Source organism: Bacteroides sp. AF20-13LB (genome assembly GCF_003603065.1).
GTDB classification, from domain to species: Bacteria; Bacteroidota; Bacteroidia; order Bacteroidales; family Bacteroidaceae; genus Bacteroides; species Bacteroides uniformis.
The window spans coordinates 182,456-199,472 of record NZ_QTMH01000002.1 but is presented as its reverse complement, the minus strand read 5'-3'; the positions used below and the strand labels follow the sequence as shown (position 1 = coordinate 199,472).

9 protein-coding genes are annotated in these 17,017 nt (G+C 45.3%); 4 read left to right on the top strand and 5 right to left on the bottom strand.

Annotated elements, in window-relative coordinates; translation table 11 throughout:
- Positions 1 to 4 precede the first annotated feature (4 nt).
- From DWX62_RS03075 to DWX62_RS03060, 4 genes are all read left to right on the top strand, one after another.
- On the top strand, positions 5 to 1,996 hold the full coding sequence (locus DWX62_RS03075; RefSeq protein WP_117887623.1) for a RagB/SusD family nutrient uptake outer membrane protein: 1,992 nt from the start codon (positions 5 to 7) through the stop codon (positions 1,994 to 1,996).
- Between the two features lie 25 nt (positions 1,997 to 2,021).
- Positions 2,022 to 2,738 (top strand): DUF3823 domain-containing protein, encoded by a 717-nt coding sequence (locus DWX62_RS03070; protein WP_005831972.1) that lies wholly within the window; start codon positions 2,022 to 2,024, stop codon positions 2,736 to 2,738.
- Positions 2,739 to 2,809: 71 nt separating this feature from the next.
- Positions 2,810 to 5,824, top strand: coding sequence for a glycosyl hydrolase family 28-related protein (locus DWX62_RS03065; protein ID WP_035449013.1), 3,015 nt, complete (start codon positions 2,810 to 2,812; stop codon positions 5,822 to 5,824).
- Between the two features lie 29 nt (positions 5,825 to 5,853).
- Positions 5,854 to 8,856: a glycoside hydrolase family 55 protein gene (locus DWX62_RS03060; protein WP_118936835.1), complete on the top strand. Its 3,003-nt coding sequence runs from the start codon at positions 5,854 to 5,856 to the stop codon at positions 8,854 to 8,856.
- 106 nt (positions 8,857 to 8,962) lie between these two features.
- Here the strand turns inward: DWX62_RS03060 and DWX62_RS03055 are convergent, their stop codons facing one another.
- The 5 genes from DWX62_RS03055 to DWX62_RS03035 form a co-directional block, all read right to left on the bottom strand.
- The gene (locus DWX62_RS03055) at positions 8,963 to 9,409 is read right to left on the bottom strand and encodes a hypothetical protein (RefSeq protein WP_005831967.1); all 447 of its coding nucleotides are present in this window, start codon (positions 9,407 to 9,409) and stop codon (positions 8,963 to 8,965) included.
- Between the two features lie 66 nt (positions 9,410 to 9,475).
- Positions 9,476 to 10,576 carry a DUF6340 family protein gene (locus DWX62_RS03050; protein ID WP_008665247.1) on the bottom strand — a complete coding sequence of 367 codons (1,101 nt, stop codon included), beginning with the start codon at positions 10,574 to 10,576 and terminating at the stop codon, positions 9,476 to 9,478.
- Between the two features lie 170 nt (positions 10,577 to 10,746).
- Positions 10,747 to 14,082: a preprotein translocase subunit SecA gene (gene secA / locus DWX62_RS03045; protein WP_005831963.1), complete on the bottom strand. Its 3,336-nt coding sequence runs from the start codon at positions 14,080 to 14,082 to the stop codon at positions 10,747 to 10,749.
- A gap of 97 nt (positions 14,083 to 14,179) precedes the next feature.
- The gene (locus DWX62_RS03040) at positions 14,180 to 15,748 is read right to left on the bottom strand and encodes an alkaline phosphatase family protein (RefSeq protein ID WP_009038086.1); all 1,569 of its coding nucleotides are present in this window, start codon (positions 15,746 to 15,748) and stop codon (positions 14,180 to 14,182) included.
- Entirely contained in the window at positions 15,748 to 16,968 is a 1,221-nt protein-coding gene (locus DWX62_RS03035; RefSeq protein ID WP_057281666.1) for a DUF4105 domain-containing protein, read from the bottom strand. Before DWX62_RS03035 ends, DWX62_RS03040 begins: the two co-directional genes overlap by 1 nt.
- Positions 16,969 to 17,017 lie beyond the last annotated feature (49 nt).

Sequence of the window (17,017 nt, the reverse complement as noted above, 5' to 3'; positions counted from 1 at the left end):
TACCATGAAAAAAAATATTTTATCGATATTCTCATTATGTGCATTGATGGGATTGTCCGGTTGTAATGCCTTCTTGGAACTTGAACCGCTGGATAAAGTGTCTCCCGATCAGTTATTGGAGACAGAAGGTGGTGTAAAGGCACTATTGGCAAACATATATACCATGATTCCTATGGAAGATTTTAATTATCGTCCGAATGCTGGTTTTAATCAACGCGGTTATGATGGTGTGAATGAAACTACTAATTTAGCATTTCTTACCGACGAAGCTACCCGTAGTGACGGAGGAGTGGATATAGGTTATGAAGGATTCAATTATTGGCCCTATGGAGATATTCGTCAGGTGAATATTTTTATGCAGAATGTAGAAAAAGCCAAAGAAGCAGGAACAATTTCTGTTGCAGATGCGGATCGTATGACTGGTGAAGCCCATTTTGCACGTGCTTATATGTATTATGGGCTTGTAAAAAGATATGGCGGCGTTCCTCTGATTGACAAAGTGCAGGACGATGATTATGCCGATGGTGGACCGGGTGCTGTGGCAGTTCCCCGCAGTACAGAGTTGGATACTTGGAAATTTGTATTGAATGAGTGTACCCTTGCTGCTGCTACCTTGCCCGATGCGACTTCTGGTTCGGATTTGTATCGCGTAACCAAGTGGGCAGCTTATGCGTTGAAGTCAAGAGTTGCACTTCATGCAGCTTCTGTAGCCAAGTATTGGAATCTGGCACCTTTGGCTGGTGAGGCTGTCACTCAGAAACTGGTGGGTGGAATGACTTCTGCCGATGCCGATGCATTCTATAAAGAATGTATTGAAGCATCTAAGTTCCTTATAGAGAATTCCGGTAAATCTCTTTATAAGCCTGCTCCGGCTACTGTTAAGGAGGCTGCATCAAACTTCCAGGCCTTGTTCCTGAATGACCAGAATGAAGAGATCATTTTCAGTAAAGCGTATCTTAATGGAACAACCAATACTAATCAGGGACATAGCTATGCTCAGTTTAATATCCTTCCTCAAGTCAATCCGGGCGCTCTGAAATATGGACGTTTCAATCCGATGTTGGAAATCGTTGATTTGTTTGAAGATTATACGGATGACGGCACGGGAAAAAGTGCAAAGATTGTAACTCGTACGGATGGGAATGAAGATGCTTATATCGCTAATTTCCATAATATGAATAATGCTTCTGTAGTGAACACCTTGATGTCGGTACCTTTTGTTAAATATAACGATTTGTATGAACCGTTTGCCAACAAGGATGCACGTCTGTTGGCAAGTGTGGTTGTGCCGGGTTCATCTTATGCCGGCACTGAGATTATTATCCAGGGCGGATTTATTAAGGACAATAATAGCTATGTGGCTTATTCAAACGAGTCTACTCAGAAAAATGGAACAACATATTATGCTTTAGGAGCCGAAGGTGAAACCATGTTCTCTGGATTTAATAATGTGAACAGTGGTGAGGATGCTAATTGGACTGCTACAGGTTTTGGAGTTCGTAAGTATATGCCCGAGGGCGAGAGCATGTCTCCCGACCGTCTTTCGTCCACTACCTCTTATATTGATATGCGTTTGGCAGAAGTCTACCTGAATTATGCTGAGGCTGTTGTGGAAAATGGTAGTGGATTTGGCGATAAGGAATTGGCTGAGAACTATTTGAATGCTTTGCGACGTAGAGCCGGACATACCGACCGGATATCTTTGACATTAGAGAGTGTTTTGAAGGAACGTCGTGTGGAGATGGCGTTTGAAGGAAAGCGTTTTTGGGATATGAATCGTCGTAGGGAATTCCATACTGAGTTCAGCAATAATAGAATTCGTAAAGCTTTGGTGCCGATGCTTGACTTGCGTGGTGCAGAGCCTAAATATGTCTTTGCAAGGGTGAACTACTTTGGTGACGAAACAAGAGGAGGGCGTACTTTCCAGAACATCAACTACTATAGGGGCATACCTAATATTGCCACGAATGGTTTAGTTCAGAATCCAGGTCATTAATTTGAATAATATTAAGTAGAAAGTTATGAAAAAGATATTGTTATTTGTGTCATGCTTCTTATTTGCATTGACATCTTGTGAAATTGATAATTATGAGGGACCGGATGCTTCCATACATGGTTCTATCCTTGACGAACAGACAGGTGAACTTGTAGGTTCTGATATGGAAAACGGTAATGCAATTAAAGTGAGGGAGCATGGATTTACTAATGCTACGGATCAAACCTGGTATATCACAAATACCGGAGAATATCGTAACAATATGGTTTTTGCTGCCACTTATGATGTTCGTTTTGAAAATGGGAATTTTTATCCATTTGAAGTGAAGGATTTTGTTGTTAAGTCAGGGGATAATGTGTATGATTTCAAGGTTATTCCTTATATTCGCGTCAAAAGTCCAAAAGTAGAAAAGAATGGCAATGTAATTACTGCTACATTCTCGTTGGAAGCTGGTAAACAAGAAGTGAAATTGAAAGAGATTCAGTTGTTTGCTTTTTCAGATATGTGGGTAGGTAACAATGTGAAATTGACGTTGAATGGAGGGACTGATAAGCAAGTGTTTAGTCCGAGTACTGCTATAAATAGCGCTGATATTTATACATTGTCCATCGATCTGGGACAAAATGCTGATGTCTTGAAATACAGCAAGAATTATTATTTCCGTATTGGCGCTCTGGCTGATGTTTCGGGTGTGGGCACTGTACGGCATAATTATGCGCCGGTAGTAGTTATAAAATTGTAATTTATAGCAGAGGGAGACGTTCTGCTTGACGGCAGAACGTCTTTTTTTATCCATACATTAAAAATAAGACCATGAAGAAATTGAACACGATTATTTTAATTTTGCTGGGGATGATATGTACTCAGTTGTATGCTGTACAATTGAATTCGATTTATCCTCTAAAACCCAATGACTCCGAAGCTTTTTATTTCACTCCCGAGAACTATCCTATAAAGGCGGATGGAAAGATGGATGTATCGGATGCTTTGCAGGCAGCGATTAATCAAGTGAAGAAAGAAAAGAATTTCGGAATCCTTTTTATCCCTGAAGGTAAATATAAAATCAGCAAGACCATTTATATTCCTACGGCTATTCGTTTGATTGGCTATGGAAAGAATCGCCCGGAATTTATTCTGGCTAAGAATTCTCCGGGTTTTCAGGAGGAAGTAGCTGATGATAAAGGAAAAGCTAAATACATGTTCTGGTTTACGGGAGCCGTTGTCAAGGAAGGTGAGAAACCCCGTGATGCCGGTGCCAGTACGTTCTACAGTGCCATGTCGAATATCAACTTGCGCATAGAAGATGGTAATCCGCATGCAGTGGCGCTACGCACACACTTTGCCCAACACAGTTTTATCAGTTATGTGGCCGTATACATAGGTAAAGGCAAGGCTGGTCTGTTCGATGTGGGCAATGAGTTGGAAAACGTTGCTTTTTACGGGGGAGATTATGGCATTTATACGACAAAAGCCTCTCCCGGATGGCCGGTAATGATGGTCGACTCTTATTTTGAGGGACAACGTGTAGCTGCTCTTCGTTGTCAGGAGTCCGGTTTGGCAATGGTGAATCTGTATGCCAAGAATGTTCCGGCTGTATTTGATATTGACCCTAATTATTGCGACAAGTTATTTTTGGAAAACAGCTATTTTGAAAATGTAAGTGGTCCGGCAGTGGTGATTACCAACGAGAACAACAGCAACAATCAGATAACCTTTCGCAATGTATATTGTAAGAATGTACCGACCTTGGCGAAATATACCCGTAGCAATACGGCCACCCATGTTGCTCATAAAATCTATAAGGTAAAGTCATACGACCACGGCTTGCAGATGGATAACATGGTGGATATGCCGGAATATGAAACGTTGGTTGATATTGAACCGATACAGAAGATGCCGGTTGCCCAACTGATGGACATCCCTGCACTGCCTGCAATGGCAACATGGGTGAATCTGCGCGAATTCGGTGCAAAGGGAGATGGGGAAACGGATGATACGAAGGCCATCCAGGAGGCTATTGACAAGTACGATAATATCTATGTGCCCCAGGGCTGGTATCGCATTACCGAAACTTTGAAGATGAAGCCCGATACCAAGTTGATAGGCCTGCATCCTTTTGGCACTCAGTTCCGGCTGGACGAAAGTACTGCTGCATTCAGTGGTTTTGGCGGTCCGAAAGCGATGGTAGAATCTTCGGAAGGCGGTGCAAATATGCTGGTGGGCATTGGTATCAATACCGGCGGTTATAACTATCGTGCTGTAGGTGTGAAGTGGATGGCAAATGCAGATTCTTATATGAATGACGTGAAGTTTGTAGGCGGGCATGGCGGTTTATGGAAACCTAAACCGGGTGTTGAGGAACCACGTGGCCGGTGGAACAGACCGGCTCGTATCAGTTCTCCCGATAATCCGGTAGCGGCTTCGGGCATGGATCTTGCTTGGGACAACCAGTATTGGAGTCTGTGGGTGACCAACAACGGTGGTGGCACCTTTAAAGATATCTGGACAGCAAGCACATATGCCACCAATGGTTTCTATGCCAACAATACTTCTACTCCGGGGCGTATCTATGCCATGTCCATCGAGCATCATGTAAGAAATGAAGTACGTTTCAGCAAGGTGTCCAACTGGAAGGTGTATTGCATGCAAACCGAGGAAGAGAGCCGCGAAAGTACCGATTGCCAACCGATAGAGATGGACGACTGCAAAGATGTGACCTTTGCAAACTTGTATATGTTCCGCGTTATCCGTGTCAATGAACCGTATCACAGTTCTGTACGTATCCGCAATTGCGAGAACATCGCATTTCTGAACCTGCATAACTATTCTCAGATTAAATATACGAATAACATTGCAGTGTTCGATGTCAACAAAGACATTGACATCCGCCCGTGGGAACTTTCTCGCTTGATTGTAACCGGAAAAGAACCTCATCAGCAATCGTTAGGCAATGAAATAGGTAAGGTGAACCAATTGGCTTCCGATTTGGAATTTGCCGAAGGCATTGCGCGCGACAGTAAAGGTAACATTTACTTCTGCGACCATCGGATGCGTCGTATCTTTAAGTGGTCGGTAGAGACAAACAGCTTGTCGCTGCTGGCAGATTTCCCGTGGAAACCCTCCAACCTGGCTTTTGATTCAGAAGATAATCTATTGGTATTGTTCAGATATGATGCGCAGCCGGGATATCTGATTAATGGTAAGCCGGAGGAAATGCCGGTAATGCCTGATACAAAAGGTACTTCTTTCAGCGGATATGGTAATTCCGCATATACAATGAGAGTCTACTCCATTGACCCGGAAAATCCGGAAGAGACCATCAAACTGTTGCCGCGTGTTCCGATGGGTCAAGTGAAGAACGTGTATAAGGCTCTTTATCCTTCTAACCGTTGGAGAGACTTCCACGATTTCAATGCGGTGTCGGTCTATGTTCCTGAAATGTGCTTCCTGGCACCGGATGGAAAAACCATCATTCCTCATTATTTCGACTTGTCACGTAGTTCTTCCCTGCTGGAAGCCTATCCGGGAAAGCCTTTCTATACCTCTGATGAATATGACCGCAGAATGGTGAAGATGGATGTGGCCAATGACGGCACGCTCTCCAACTTGAGCTATTTTGTGGAGCAGGGCGAATTTGGTTCAGCGGTAGATAAGGAAGGAAACCTCTATATAGCGGATGGGGAAATTTATATTTTTGATAAGGATGGCAAGAAGAAAGGGATGATTCGTGTTCCCGAACGTCCGTCCACATTACAGTTTGGCGGTAAGGATGGCAATACATTGTTTGTCACAGGCCGTTCCAAGTTCTTTGGTGTACGTATTAAATAAGGAAAATCCATATTAAAACAAACTGTGTAATGAGAAATTATCAAATAATGAGATACCTGCTGATAGTCTGTTGGATTATCGGTAATATGCCGTCCGGGTGGGCGGCAGAGGGTGGTTCCACCTATACGCAAAGACCGGACGATCCGGAAGCATTCTACTTTACCCCGGAGAATTACGGCTTCAAGGCTGATGGAAAGTCCGACGTGACCGATGCACTTCAAGAGGCAATCAATCAGGTGAAGCGCGAAAAGAACTTTGGGATACTGTTTCTGCCGGAAGGAAATTATCGCATTAGCAAGACGATTCAAATTCCCTCATCCATTCGGCTGATTGGTTATGGGAAGAAACGGCCGGTGATTTATTTGGGAGCCGATACACCCGGTTTCCAGACTACTCAAAATTATATGATATGGTTTACGGGAGGGCTGGCACAAGAGGGCAGGAAGCCTTCGGATGCCGGTGCAGGTACTTTCTATAGTGCGGTGTCCAATGTAGATTTCCGTATAGACAAAGGTAATCCTCAAGCCGTCGCCATTCGTGCGCATTTTGCCCAGCATGGATTTATCAATCATTGCGACATTCGGATTGGTTCGGGGAAAGCCGGCATGTATGATGTTGGCAATGAACTGGAAGACGTCAGGTTCTATGGCGGTGAATATGGGATAATTTCCTCCAGGACTTCTCCGGGATGGCCTATGATGATGGTCGATACTTACTTTGAGGGGCAGAGAAAGGCGGCTGTCTATTCAAAAGAGGTGGGGTTTGCCATCGTCAATATGCATGTGAAGAATACGCCCGTTGCCTTTGAAATGGCAGAGAATCTGGCAGACCGCCTTCATGTGGAGAATTCGTTGTGGGAGAATATTTCGGAAGCCGGTGTCAGGGTAAGCGTAGAGGGAAATACTTTTTCGCAATTGAATCTGGTGAATGTGGATTGCAGGAATGTTCCCGTACTGGTGGGCTATGCTCAAAGTGGAAAGAAAGTTGCCGGAAAAGCAAAAATGTACAGAGTCAAGGAGTTTACTTACGGTCTGGTGTATCAGGATTTGAATGATGCTTCTTCTTTCAGGGAAATATGTGAAATAGAGCCGGTGGCAAAACTGCCGGTTACACTTGGCAAGGACCTTCCGGTTCTTCCGGCAATGGAGACATGGGTCAATATCCGAGACTTAGGGGCAAAAGGTGATGGCGAGACTGATGATACGGAAGTTTTTGAGAAAGCTGTCTCTTTGCATAAAAACATCTATGTGCCCCAGGGTTGGTATCGCCTGACGAGAACGTTGAAGCTGTCTCCCGGTACTAAGCTGATTGGGCTGCATCCTTTTGGGACTCAATTTCTGTTGAAGGAAAGCGAGCCTGCATTCAGTGGTTTCGGCGTGCCTGTGCCTTTGGTTGAATCTTCCGAAGGCGGCGACGACATGCTGAATGGTATAGGTATTAATACCGGTGCGTATAATTACCGTGCTGTCGGCTGTAAATGGATGGCGGGTGAGCGTTCGTACTTGAATGATGTGAAGTTTGTAGGCGGGCACGGCACCTTGCGCAAACCGGCTCCGAATGTTTCCGGACAGTCGTCTTACCGCAGGGGCGAGCGTCGAATTAGTTCCCCGTCTTCTCCGGTCATGGAGACCGGTAAGGATATGGCTTGGGACAACCAGTATTGGAGTTTGTGGATTACAAACAATGGCGGTGGGACAATTAAGGATGTTTGGACAGCCAGTACGTATGCTGCCAGTGGGCTTTATATTAGCGAAACGAAGACTCCGGGACGTATTTATGCCATGTCTTTGGAGCATCATGTCCGTACTGAAGCCCGTTTCCATAATGTGGCCAACTGGAAAATTTATGCTTTCCAGTTTGAGGAAGAAGGTCGTGAAGGGCCTGATTGTTATATGGCAGAAATGTCCAATTGTCAAAATATCGAAATGGTAAATGTGTGGATGTATCGCGTTATCCGTGCCTTTATGCCGAAGAGGATAGGTTTCCGCATATGGGATTGCAAGAATATCACTTTCCGTAATATGCACAATTATACGCAGATATTGCCAGTCATAGAGTTTCCTATATATGATATGAATAAGAAGTTGCCCGTTTATTCGTGGGACTTTGCCCGTCTCACTGTTTCGGGTAGCGAGAAGAGCCTTCGCCCTTCCTGCACGGTCATGGACAAGCCAGTGAAGCTGGCTACCGGTTTTGAACTAGCCTCCGGAGCTACTACCGACAGTAAAGGAAATATCTACTTCTGTGAAAACCGTCTGAAGAAAATCTATAAATGGTCGGCAGACACGGAGCAGATTACTTTGATAGCCGATTATCCCTGGAAGCCTTTTACATTGGCTACTGATACGCAAGACAATCTACTGGTTATTTTCCGCTATGACCCTCAGCCGGGTTATCTGGTGAACGGCAAGCAGGAAACGGTAGTGCGCTTGCCGGATGATAATCCGATGTACAGTGGTTGGGGTAACAGTGGCTGGAGTGCTTGGGGGTATTCTTTTAATCCGGATAACGTGGATGCTACGATGAAGCCTATGCCACGTGTCGTTACAGCCAGTATGAAGAATATACAGAAAGTCATTCACCCTTCCAGTCGTTGGAGAGGTGACTTTGACAAGGTGGTTGCCAGTATGCCTGAGTATAGTTTTGTCGCTCCGGATGGCGTGACAATTATTCCGGATACCTATGATTTGGGGCGTTCTTGTGCTTTGACTGTTACAGTGCCCGGTCAGTCAGAACCGGTTTATATTGTAAATGAGATGAATAAAACGACAGTACAACTTTCTGTTGGTGTGGATGGCCGTTTGACAGAACAAGGAATAATATGTCCTTATGGCCAATACAGTAATGTGACTGATGCTGACGGGAATGTTTATGTTGCTGATGGTGAAATATTTGTCTATGACAAATCTGGTAAAGAGCAGAGACGTATTCAGATAGAAGAACGCCCGATTTCCTTGGCAATTGGTGGAAGGCAGAAGGATATGCTTTTTGTTACCACCTCAAGTTCTTTCTATGGAATTAAGATACGTTAGGTATTGTATAGGTAAAAAAGAATTAGCCCCTGCGGTCGTTTTATATCGCAGGGGCTAATTTATTATAAGAAGGTCTCTTTTCCTTATAGGCTGATTGTTTGGAATATTATTTTTCCAGCAGCTCTTTCAGAAAAGAATCCAGTTCCTCATCCAATCCTTTCAGTAGCTCTTCATTGACCAATAGAGTATCATCATCCATCAGCAACAGTTCTGCTATTGTTTCTCTATCATCATCCACCAGTACAAAAGAGAATGGTTTCAGAATAGTCAGCTTGTCGAACTTTCCTTCATTTTTCATGTTGCAGAGCAGTGAGGACAAGATACGCTCTACATTTTCGTAGAAATCATCCCCCTCGTATGTCATCCATTCTTCAATGGAAGTATTGGCAAGCTCTTCATCTTCATCATCAAAGATAGACAGTTCGCCCGAATTCTGATTCGGTTGCAGATGAATGTCTGTAACGATAGTCTGTTCGCAACCGCAGGTGTATTTGCCGATTGCTTTTTTAAGAGTGTCCTCCAAGAGTGCTAATGACGATTGACTGAGCTTCATAATAACTTTCTTTTCTTAATGGTTGTTCAAAGGTATAAAAAAAACGGTTATCTCTGCATCATTTGACTAAAAATCATCATCAAATCTGTTCATTTGCATGTTCAGGCGTGCCATTCCCTCTTTTCGTTTCTCCAATTCGTCTACATACATGCTGATAAAGATATAATAGGAGATGGTTCCATCATGTATTTCGCCTGTCTCTTTTTTGTCTGTCTTGCTTTTCTCACGGGCAAGGGTTTGCGCTTTTAATGCCCATTCCAAGGCAGTATCTATGCTGTCTTGCATTTCGTAGCCCAAAGCGGTGTTATAGGCTGCATACATTTTCTGTTTTCCTTTTTTTGTTTCGTAGGTCTGCTTCCAGAGCTCTACTGCTTTACTCCAATTTTCTTCTTTGGCATATACGGCTGCGTCACGCATATTTACAGAACCACCACTGAAGAGATAGCGGTTACTGGTTTTCCAATAGGGGAGTAGATGTCTTACCGGAACCGTTCCTGCAAATTCAGATGCTTGCTTCACCATGTCTTCTTCGCTGATGAGGCGGGAACGTACTGACGCTTCACCATTTCCTGCCTCTTCCCAGAAAATACTGTCATTGCTGTTGACGGTCACCATAGGACCTTTGCGGTTAGGTAAATATATTCTGACGGTAGTATATACCTTTACATCCACTGTGCCGAGGAACACACCCCAGTCGGGCATATAACTTATCTTGCGATTGGAACGCATTTGTATGTTTTCCAGGGCTATCAGGAAATCTACGTCCAAATTCTGTGTAAGTTCCAGTACTTCATCTCTCGATAATGTGCTTTCGCGGGGATTGATGTCTTTACTCCGGAGGGCAGAGTCGCATATCACAACCTCTTCAAAGTAGTTTTCGTTGGCAAGGGCCTCTGCAAGGGATTCGGTTGTTATTGCGGCGTCTCCATTGTAGTAGTTGGTGAGGCGTGCCACCTCATTCTCGCTTTTTTTCTGTTCTTCCTCAGTGATGATGAGTTTGTTGTCCGGTACGTTTGGCATGTTGTTGACAACAGCCACACGTTTCAGTGTTGCCGGGAAACTGACTTCTGCCGGAAGCATATAATCAATGGACAGTTGTTCTACACTCTGGCAGCTGCCTAACAGCAGAGACCCCATCAATAACAGACAATAGTGATATTTGGTCATAGTCTTTGGTTTTGTTCTTTGGAGCAAAAGTACTCTTTTAGCTGAATATTCAAAAGCTGGAACGAATAAAAAATGTGATAATGTGGTAGGAGAAAAAGTGATAGGGTGATAAAAGATACCTGACGGTATCATCTTATCACCCTATCGCCTTATCATTTTATAGCTTTGCTTTATGCATTCCGTCCGTGGCAGTTTTTGTATTTCTTACCGCTTCCGCAAGGACAAGGATCATTGCGTCCTACGGTCTTCTCGGCACGGATAGGTTCGCGTCTTGGTTGTTCACGTGTATCTTGTGCCGCAGCGGCCTGCTGGTTCGGGTCATTCAAATCAACCTTCTGTTCGCGATACTTGCTCATATCCTGGCGTTGTTCCGGAGCAGCCTGGCGCACCTCTACTTGGCGGGGAGCCTGGGGAGCCTCAGGGGCTTCAGCCGGAGCCTCTTGTACCGGGATTTGTCCACGCATTAAGATAGAGATAGTCTGATTATTAATCTTATTCACCATGGCATCAAACAAGTTCACAGATTCCAGCTTGTAAATCAGCAGCGGGTCTTTCTGCTCGTAACTTGCATTCTGCACGGAGTGTTTCAGCTCGTCCAGCTCGCGCAGGTTTTCTTTCCATGCTTCGTCGATGACGTGCAGCAAGATGGATTTCTCGAATGACTTCACCACCTCCTTACATTCTGTCTCATAAGCTCTCTTCAGGTTGCAGGAGATGTTATACATACGTTTTCCGTCTGTGATGGGGATAAGTATGTTTTCGTACATGTGTCCCTGCGTTTCGTATACTTGTTTGATGACCGGATAGGCTATCTGTGCCATACGTTCTGTCTTGCGTTTGAAGAGTTCCATGGCAGCGTCAAAAGTTCTGTCTGCCAGTTTTTCTTTCTTCTCATTACGGAATTCCTCTTCGGTGAAAGGTACTTCCATGGCAAGTGTCTGGAGCACATCCATCTTGCAGTTTTCGTAGTCGGGCGCTTCAATGGCATTGGCACAACGGTCCCAAATCATGTTCACGATATCCATGCCGATACGTTCGCCCATCAAAGCGTGGCGGCGTTTGGTGTAGACTACTGTACGTTGCTTGTTCATCACGTCGTCATATTCCAACAGACGCTTACGGATGCCGAAGTTGTTTTCCTCAACTTTCTTTTGTGCACGTTCAATGGACTTGGAAATCATGCCGTGTTCAATCATTTCACCTTCTTTGAAACCCAGTTTGTCCATTACACTGGCAATGCGGTCACTGGAGAACAAACGCATCAGGTCATCTTCCAAAGATACGAAGAATACAGAAGAACCCGGGTCGCCTTGACGTCCTGCACGACCACGTAACTGACGGTCCACACGGCGTGATTCGTGGCGTTCTGTACCGATGATGGCAAGACCGCCTGCAGCTTTCACTTCCGGACTCAGCTTGATGTCGGTACCACGGCCGGCCATATTGGTAGCGATGGTTACAGCACATTTCAAACCGGCAGTAGCCACAATATCCGCTTCCTTCTGATGCAGTTTGGCATTCAATACACTATGTTCAATCTTACGCATGGTAAGCATTTTGCTCAACATTTCAGAGATTTCAACAGAAGTGGTACCCACCAGTACGGGGCGTCCTGCTGCCACCATTTTTTCTATCTCTTCGATGACTGCTTTATATTTTTCACGTTTTGTCTTGTAAACGCGGTCATTCATGTCATTACGGGCAATGGGGCGGTTAGTCGGAATAACCACTACATCCAGTTTGTAGATGTCCCACAACTCGCCGGCTTCTGTTTCTGCCGTACCGGTCATACCGGATAGTTTGTGGTACATACGGAAATAGTTCTGTAATGTAATGGTGGCAAAAGTCTGGGTGGCAGCTTCTACTTTCACGCCTTCTTTGGCTTCGATGGCTTGGTGCAAACCGTCAGAATAACGACGTCCTTCCATGATACGTCCCGTCTGCTCATCCACAATTTTCACTTGGCCGTCAATTACCACATATTCGTCATCTTTCTCGAACATGGTGTATGCCTTCAACAGTTGGTTGATGGTATGCACACGTTCGCTTTTGATGGCATAGTTGGTCATCAGGGCATCCTTCTTTTCAAGGCGCTGTTCGTCTGTCAGCTCTGTTTCGTTTTCCAAGGCAGAGAGTTGCGCTGTGATATCGGGGAGTACGAAGAAAGTGGGGTCCTCTACATTGCTACTAATCAAGTCTACGCCCTTGTCAGTCAAATCCACGCTGTTCATTTTCTCTTCGATAACGAAGTACAGCGGGTCAGTCACCTCGTGCATGCGCTTGTTGTTCTGCTCCATGTAGATTTCTTCGGTCTTCAGCATACCGGCCTTGATGCCTTGTTCGCTGAGGAACTTGATGAGTGCCTTGTTCTTGGGCAGGCACTTGTGACTGCGGTACAAAGCGAGGAAGCCTTCTTCCTGGTCTTTCTTATCGTTCGATGCAATCAGGCGCTTGGCATCGGCCAGGTATTGGGTAGCCAGTTTTTTCTGAGCTTCTACCAGACGTTCCACTTGCGGGCGGAGCTGTTCGAAGAGTTGGTCATCGCCTTTGGGAACCGGTCCGGAGATAATCAGCGGAGTACGGGCATCATCAATCAATACTGAGTCCACCTCATCGACAATGGCATAATTATGTTGGCGTTGTACCAGGTCTTTGGGGCTGATAGCCATGTTGTCACGCAGGTAGTCGAAACCGAATTCATTGTTTGTACCGAACGTGATATCTGCCAGATAAGCTTTGCGACGGGCATCAGAGTTGGGCTGGTGCTTGTCGATGCAATCTACACTCAAACCGTGGAACATGTAAAGAGGACCCATCCATTCGGAGTCACGTTTTGCCAGATAGTCGTTCACTGTTACCACGTGCACGCCGTTACCAGTCAGGGCATTGAGGAATACCGGTAGGGTAGCTACCAATGTCTTACCTTCACCGGTTGCCATTTCGGCAATCTTACCTTTATGTAGAACCACACCACCGAATAGCTGTACATCATAATGTACCATGTTCCATACAGTATCGTTACCACCTGCTATCCAATGGTTCTGGTAGATGGCTTTATCGCCTTCGATGCGTACAAAGTCTTTAGTGGCAGCCAGTTGGCGGTCAAAATCGGTAGCTGTAACCACTATTTCTTCATTTTCAGAGAATCGTTTGGCTGTTTCCTTTACAATAGAGAAAGCGGTGGGTAATACTTCGTCCAGCGCTTTTTCATAAATCTCCAATATCTCTTTCTCGATTTTGTCGATTTGGTTGAAGAGGTCTTCGCGTTTTTCCAGTTCGGTATCTTCAACGCTGGCTTTCAGTTCTTCCACTTTGGCGCGTTGTTCGGCTGCCGAATCGTGGATGTAGGCTTTCAGTTCTTCTGTCTTGGCGCGTAGGGCGTCGTTGTCGAGTTTGGCTACTTCCGGGTAAGCGGCTTTGATTTTCTCCACCCACGGTTGTATTTCTTTCATGTCGCGTGTGGATTTGTTGCCGAAAATCGAGCTTAAAAATTCATTAAATCCCATTATATATTTGTTTTTATTATTATTGCTGAGTTAGTTGAGCGTGCAAAGTTACTGATTTCTATACAGATTATCCAGATTTGCACAGATTATTTTAGAATCAAAAGTCAAGGGGAGATGCTGTACTTGCATTAGGGGCGCGGATGCGCATTACACTTGCCAAGGTAGGGGCAATGCGGTCAATACTGATGGGGGTACGGATGGTTTCAGCCTTCATTCCTCCTCCCAATAAAATGAGGGGAGCAGGAATATCGGCCGTACGTACTACACGGTTATCAGTACTATTTTCCTGCATGATAGTCCAGCCCGGGAGTATTTCAATGAGCAAATCGCCAGAGCGCTTGCGATGAAAACTATTGCGTATACGTTCTATTTGCGGTGACCAGGGGCCCAAAAGCAGGCGATGAGCTGAATATACTTCGCTCACGCCACTAAACTGAACCAGAAATTCGGTAGATTTTTCTTGAATTTCAGTCAGGCTCAACTGCTTGTTCTCAATAAGTTTATGGTTGAGATAGATTTGTTGGTCATAATAAGCTTCCACATATTGTCCCTCGCCATAGGATGCCATGAGGTACATGTTTAGCAGGGCGGCACAGCGGTTCAGGTAGAATTCACCACCCGGTATCCGGTATACGCCCGGGTCGGCTGCTTCCGGGTCGGCATAGCCGGTGGAGGTGATGCAGAAAAGTACGTTGTGGAGCCCAACTTTACGTTCTATGAGCTCTAATAAGGAAGCTATACTACGGTCCAGTCGCACGTAGGTGTCTTGCATTTCCATGGCACATTCCTGCGTACTTCGGTGGTTATAATTTCCTGCGTAGTAAGTCAGCGATAATAGGTCGGGCACGTCATCTTGTCCGATAGTGCTCTTATTCAGCAGCTCTTCGGTCAGCAGGTTGACTTCCTCATTGATGAAAGGGCTGGTTATCAAGCGGCGGAACTTGTTTGTCCGTTCACCATCCAGCTTGTATTTGAATGGCTCGTTGCGCCATTCGGGCAGAAATGTATAGTTGGTAAAAGGAAGTGCAGGTGTCCATACCATATCCTTGATACGGTAGTCAGGAGATTTCCGGTCGTTGTATTGGCTCAGCCACCACGGAAATTCATTATAATAAGTCGTACTGCACCATTTTCCGGTATTGTTATTAAGCCAGAAAGCACCGTTCCCCGCGTGCCCGGCACCCAATATGGCGGCATCGCGGAAAGGCGCGATGGCATAGACCAGACCTTTGTTGCGGGTAGCTATTTTCAGCTCGTCGGCAATAGTAGAGGTCAGTAATTGGGAGGGGGAAGTGCTTTCGTCGGTATAGTTGCCCATGAAGTTGGGGTCTTCTACACAGTTTATGGGGCGTAGTGTACCTGCATCCAGCCACTGCTCTGCAATGATGCCGTTCATGGACGGTGTTGTCCCGGTATAGATGGCGGCAATGGCCGAGGCTCGGTCCGTTCCGCAAAAAGGAAATTCTGCTTGACGGAATACTTTACCTTCACGCAGTAAGCGCTTAAACCCCTTTTCTCCGTATAAGGACGAAAATGCTTCCATATAGTCTGTACGCAACTGGTCAATGGTCAATGTTACCACCAGCTTTGGGGAGGCAGGCAGCGGTTGGGCTTGCAGACCACTGAATGTAAGTGCGAGTATGGAAGTTATCAGTCCTTTTTTCATTACTTTCGTTTGTATGTTAGAATGAGGTTGCTTGCAGAACGTATCAGCAAACACAGTGCCAAAGGTAATACTGCTGGCGGAATTCTCTGCGGAATTATTGTCCAAAGCCCTATAAAAAGTGTTAAAACTACAAAATCAACCAGCATATAGCGGCTTATTCCCCTTTTTCGTACCCTGGATAGCATGAATGGAAGGCAGAAAAGGTGAAATGGATGGAATACAAATAATATATAATTGGGACTTACTGCCGGATGCTGTGAGAATAGTGCTAAAAATGCCAGTATACATCCAGCCATTCCGGCAACCAAGAAGAGTATGAGGTCTATGCCCCAAAGAGTTTTCCCTCTTCGTATGCCGTAAATGCTGATGCCTGCTACAAGTATCAGTAATAGCGAAGCCGACTGCATCGGTGTGATGCCTCTGCTGACGAAGTCGGCTGGTGTTTTACCCGTTACTACGATTTTTTCTTCTTTGGCAACCAGTGGCCGTGCTTGTCCTTCTTTGTCCACAATCTGCGCTTTATTGAAATACTCCTGCATGTAGAAGGGGACGAACATTGCCAGCCGCCGGTTGATGGGTTCGTCTGCTTTGCTGCCCATGCATAGGTCCATGCCGAAACGTGACCACAAATGGCCTTCACTGTATTTATGCAGCAAATCCCTGAAAGAGATTCCCGTACTGTTAGCAGTCATATTGTCAGCGTATTGCAGAGTGCCGTTGATGGCACGCTCTATCTGGTCCCGCGGGCGGGTGGCACAATTGTCGTAGAAAAAATTGTAGCGGTATACTCGGTTTTCAGGGCGGTAGTTCTCTGTCAATAGTGCTATCAGGCGTTCTTTTTCCTCTTCTGTTAGATTTAACGTTTGTTGCCAGACATCGCGTCCCAGATAGTTGTATTCGGCGGCGAAATGCTCATAATCGGTTACTCCAAGTTGATAATCCGTTTCTCCCAAGGCAAAACGGAAGATGAAGTTAGGGGCGTTGAAGTTGAACATGCCGTAATTGAAGACGGCGTCAATGCCACGTGTATAGTTCTCGTACCGTATGGCAGTGTGTCCGAATAGGGAATAAATCTCTCCTCCTGCAGCGCAAGTCAGTAGGCTGACGCGTACGGAGTCTGTTGCAGCAGTCTTTTGCTGTTGTGTCACCTGGGCATTTGCTGAAGGCAAACAGAAGAAAAAGATTACTATATATATATGTATAAGTAGGCTTCGTTTCATGCTGCAAACTTACGGAAAAAACTAATATTATCCCAATTTGTGATTAGGA

Excerpts from the sequence above, each read along its gene's own strand:
- DWX62_RS03055 (WP_005831967.1), bottom strand. The coding sequence starts at position 9,409 with ATGAAGCTCAGTCAATCGTCATTAGCACTCTTGGAGGACACTCTTAAA.
- DWX62_RS03065 (WP_035449013.1), top strand. The coding sequence starts at position 2,810 with ATGAAGAAATTGAACACGATTATTTTAATTTTGCTGGGGATGATATGT.
- DWX62_RS03060 (WP_118936835.1), top strand. The coding sequence starts at position 5,854 with ATGAGAAATTATCAAATAATGAGATACCTGCTGATAGTCTGTTGGATT.
- DWX62_RS03050 (WP_008665247.1), bottom strand. The coding sequence starts at position 10,576 with ATGACCAAATATCACTATTGTCTGTTATTGATGGGGTCTCTGCTGTTA.
- DWX62_RS03070 (WP_005831972.1), top strand. The coding sequence starts at position 2,022 with ATGAAAAAGATATTGTTATTTGTGTCATGCTTCTTATTTGCATTGACA.
- secA (WP_005831963.1), bottom strand. The coding sequence starts at position 14,082 with ATGGGATTTAATGAATTTTTAAGCTCGATTTTCGGCAACAAATCCACA.
- DWX62_RS03075 (WP_117887623.1), top strand. The coding sequence starts at position 5 with ATGAAAAAAAATATTTTATCGATATTCTCATTATGTGCATTGATGGGA.
- DWX62_RS03040 (WP_009038086.1), bottom strand. The coding sequence starts at position 15,748 with ATGAAAAAAGGACTGATAACTTCCATACTCGCACTTACATTCAGTGGT.
- DWX62_RS03035 (WP_057281666.1), bottom strand. The coding sequence starts at position 16,968 with ATGAAACGAAGCCTACTTATACATATATATATAGTAATCTTTTTCTTC.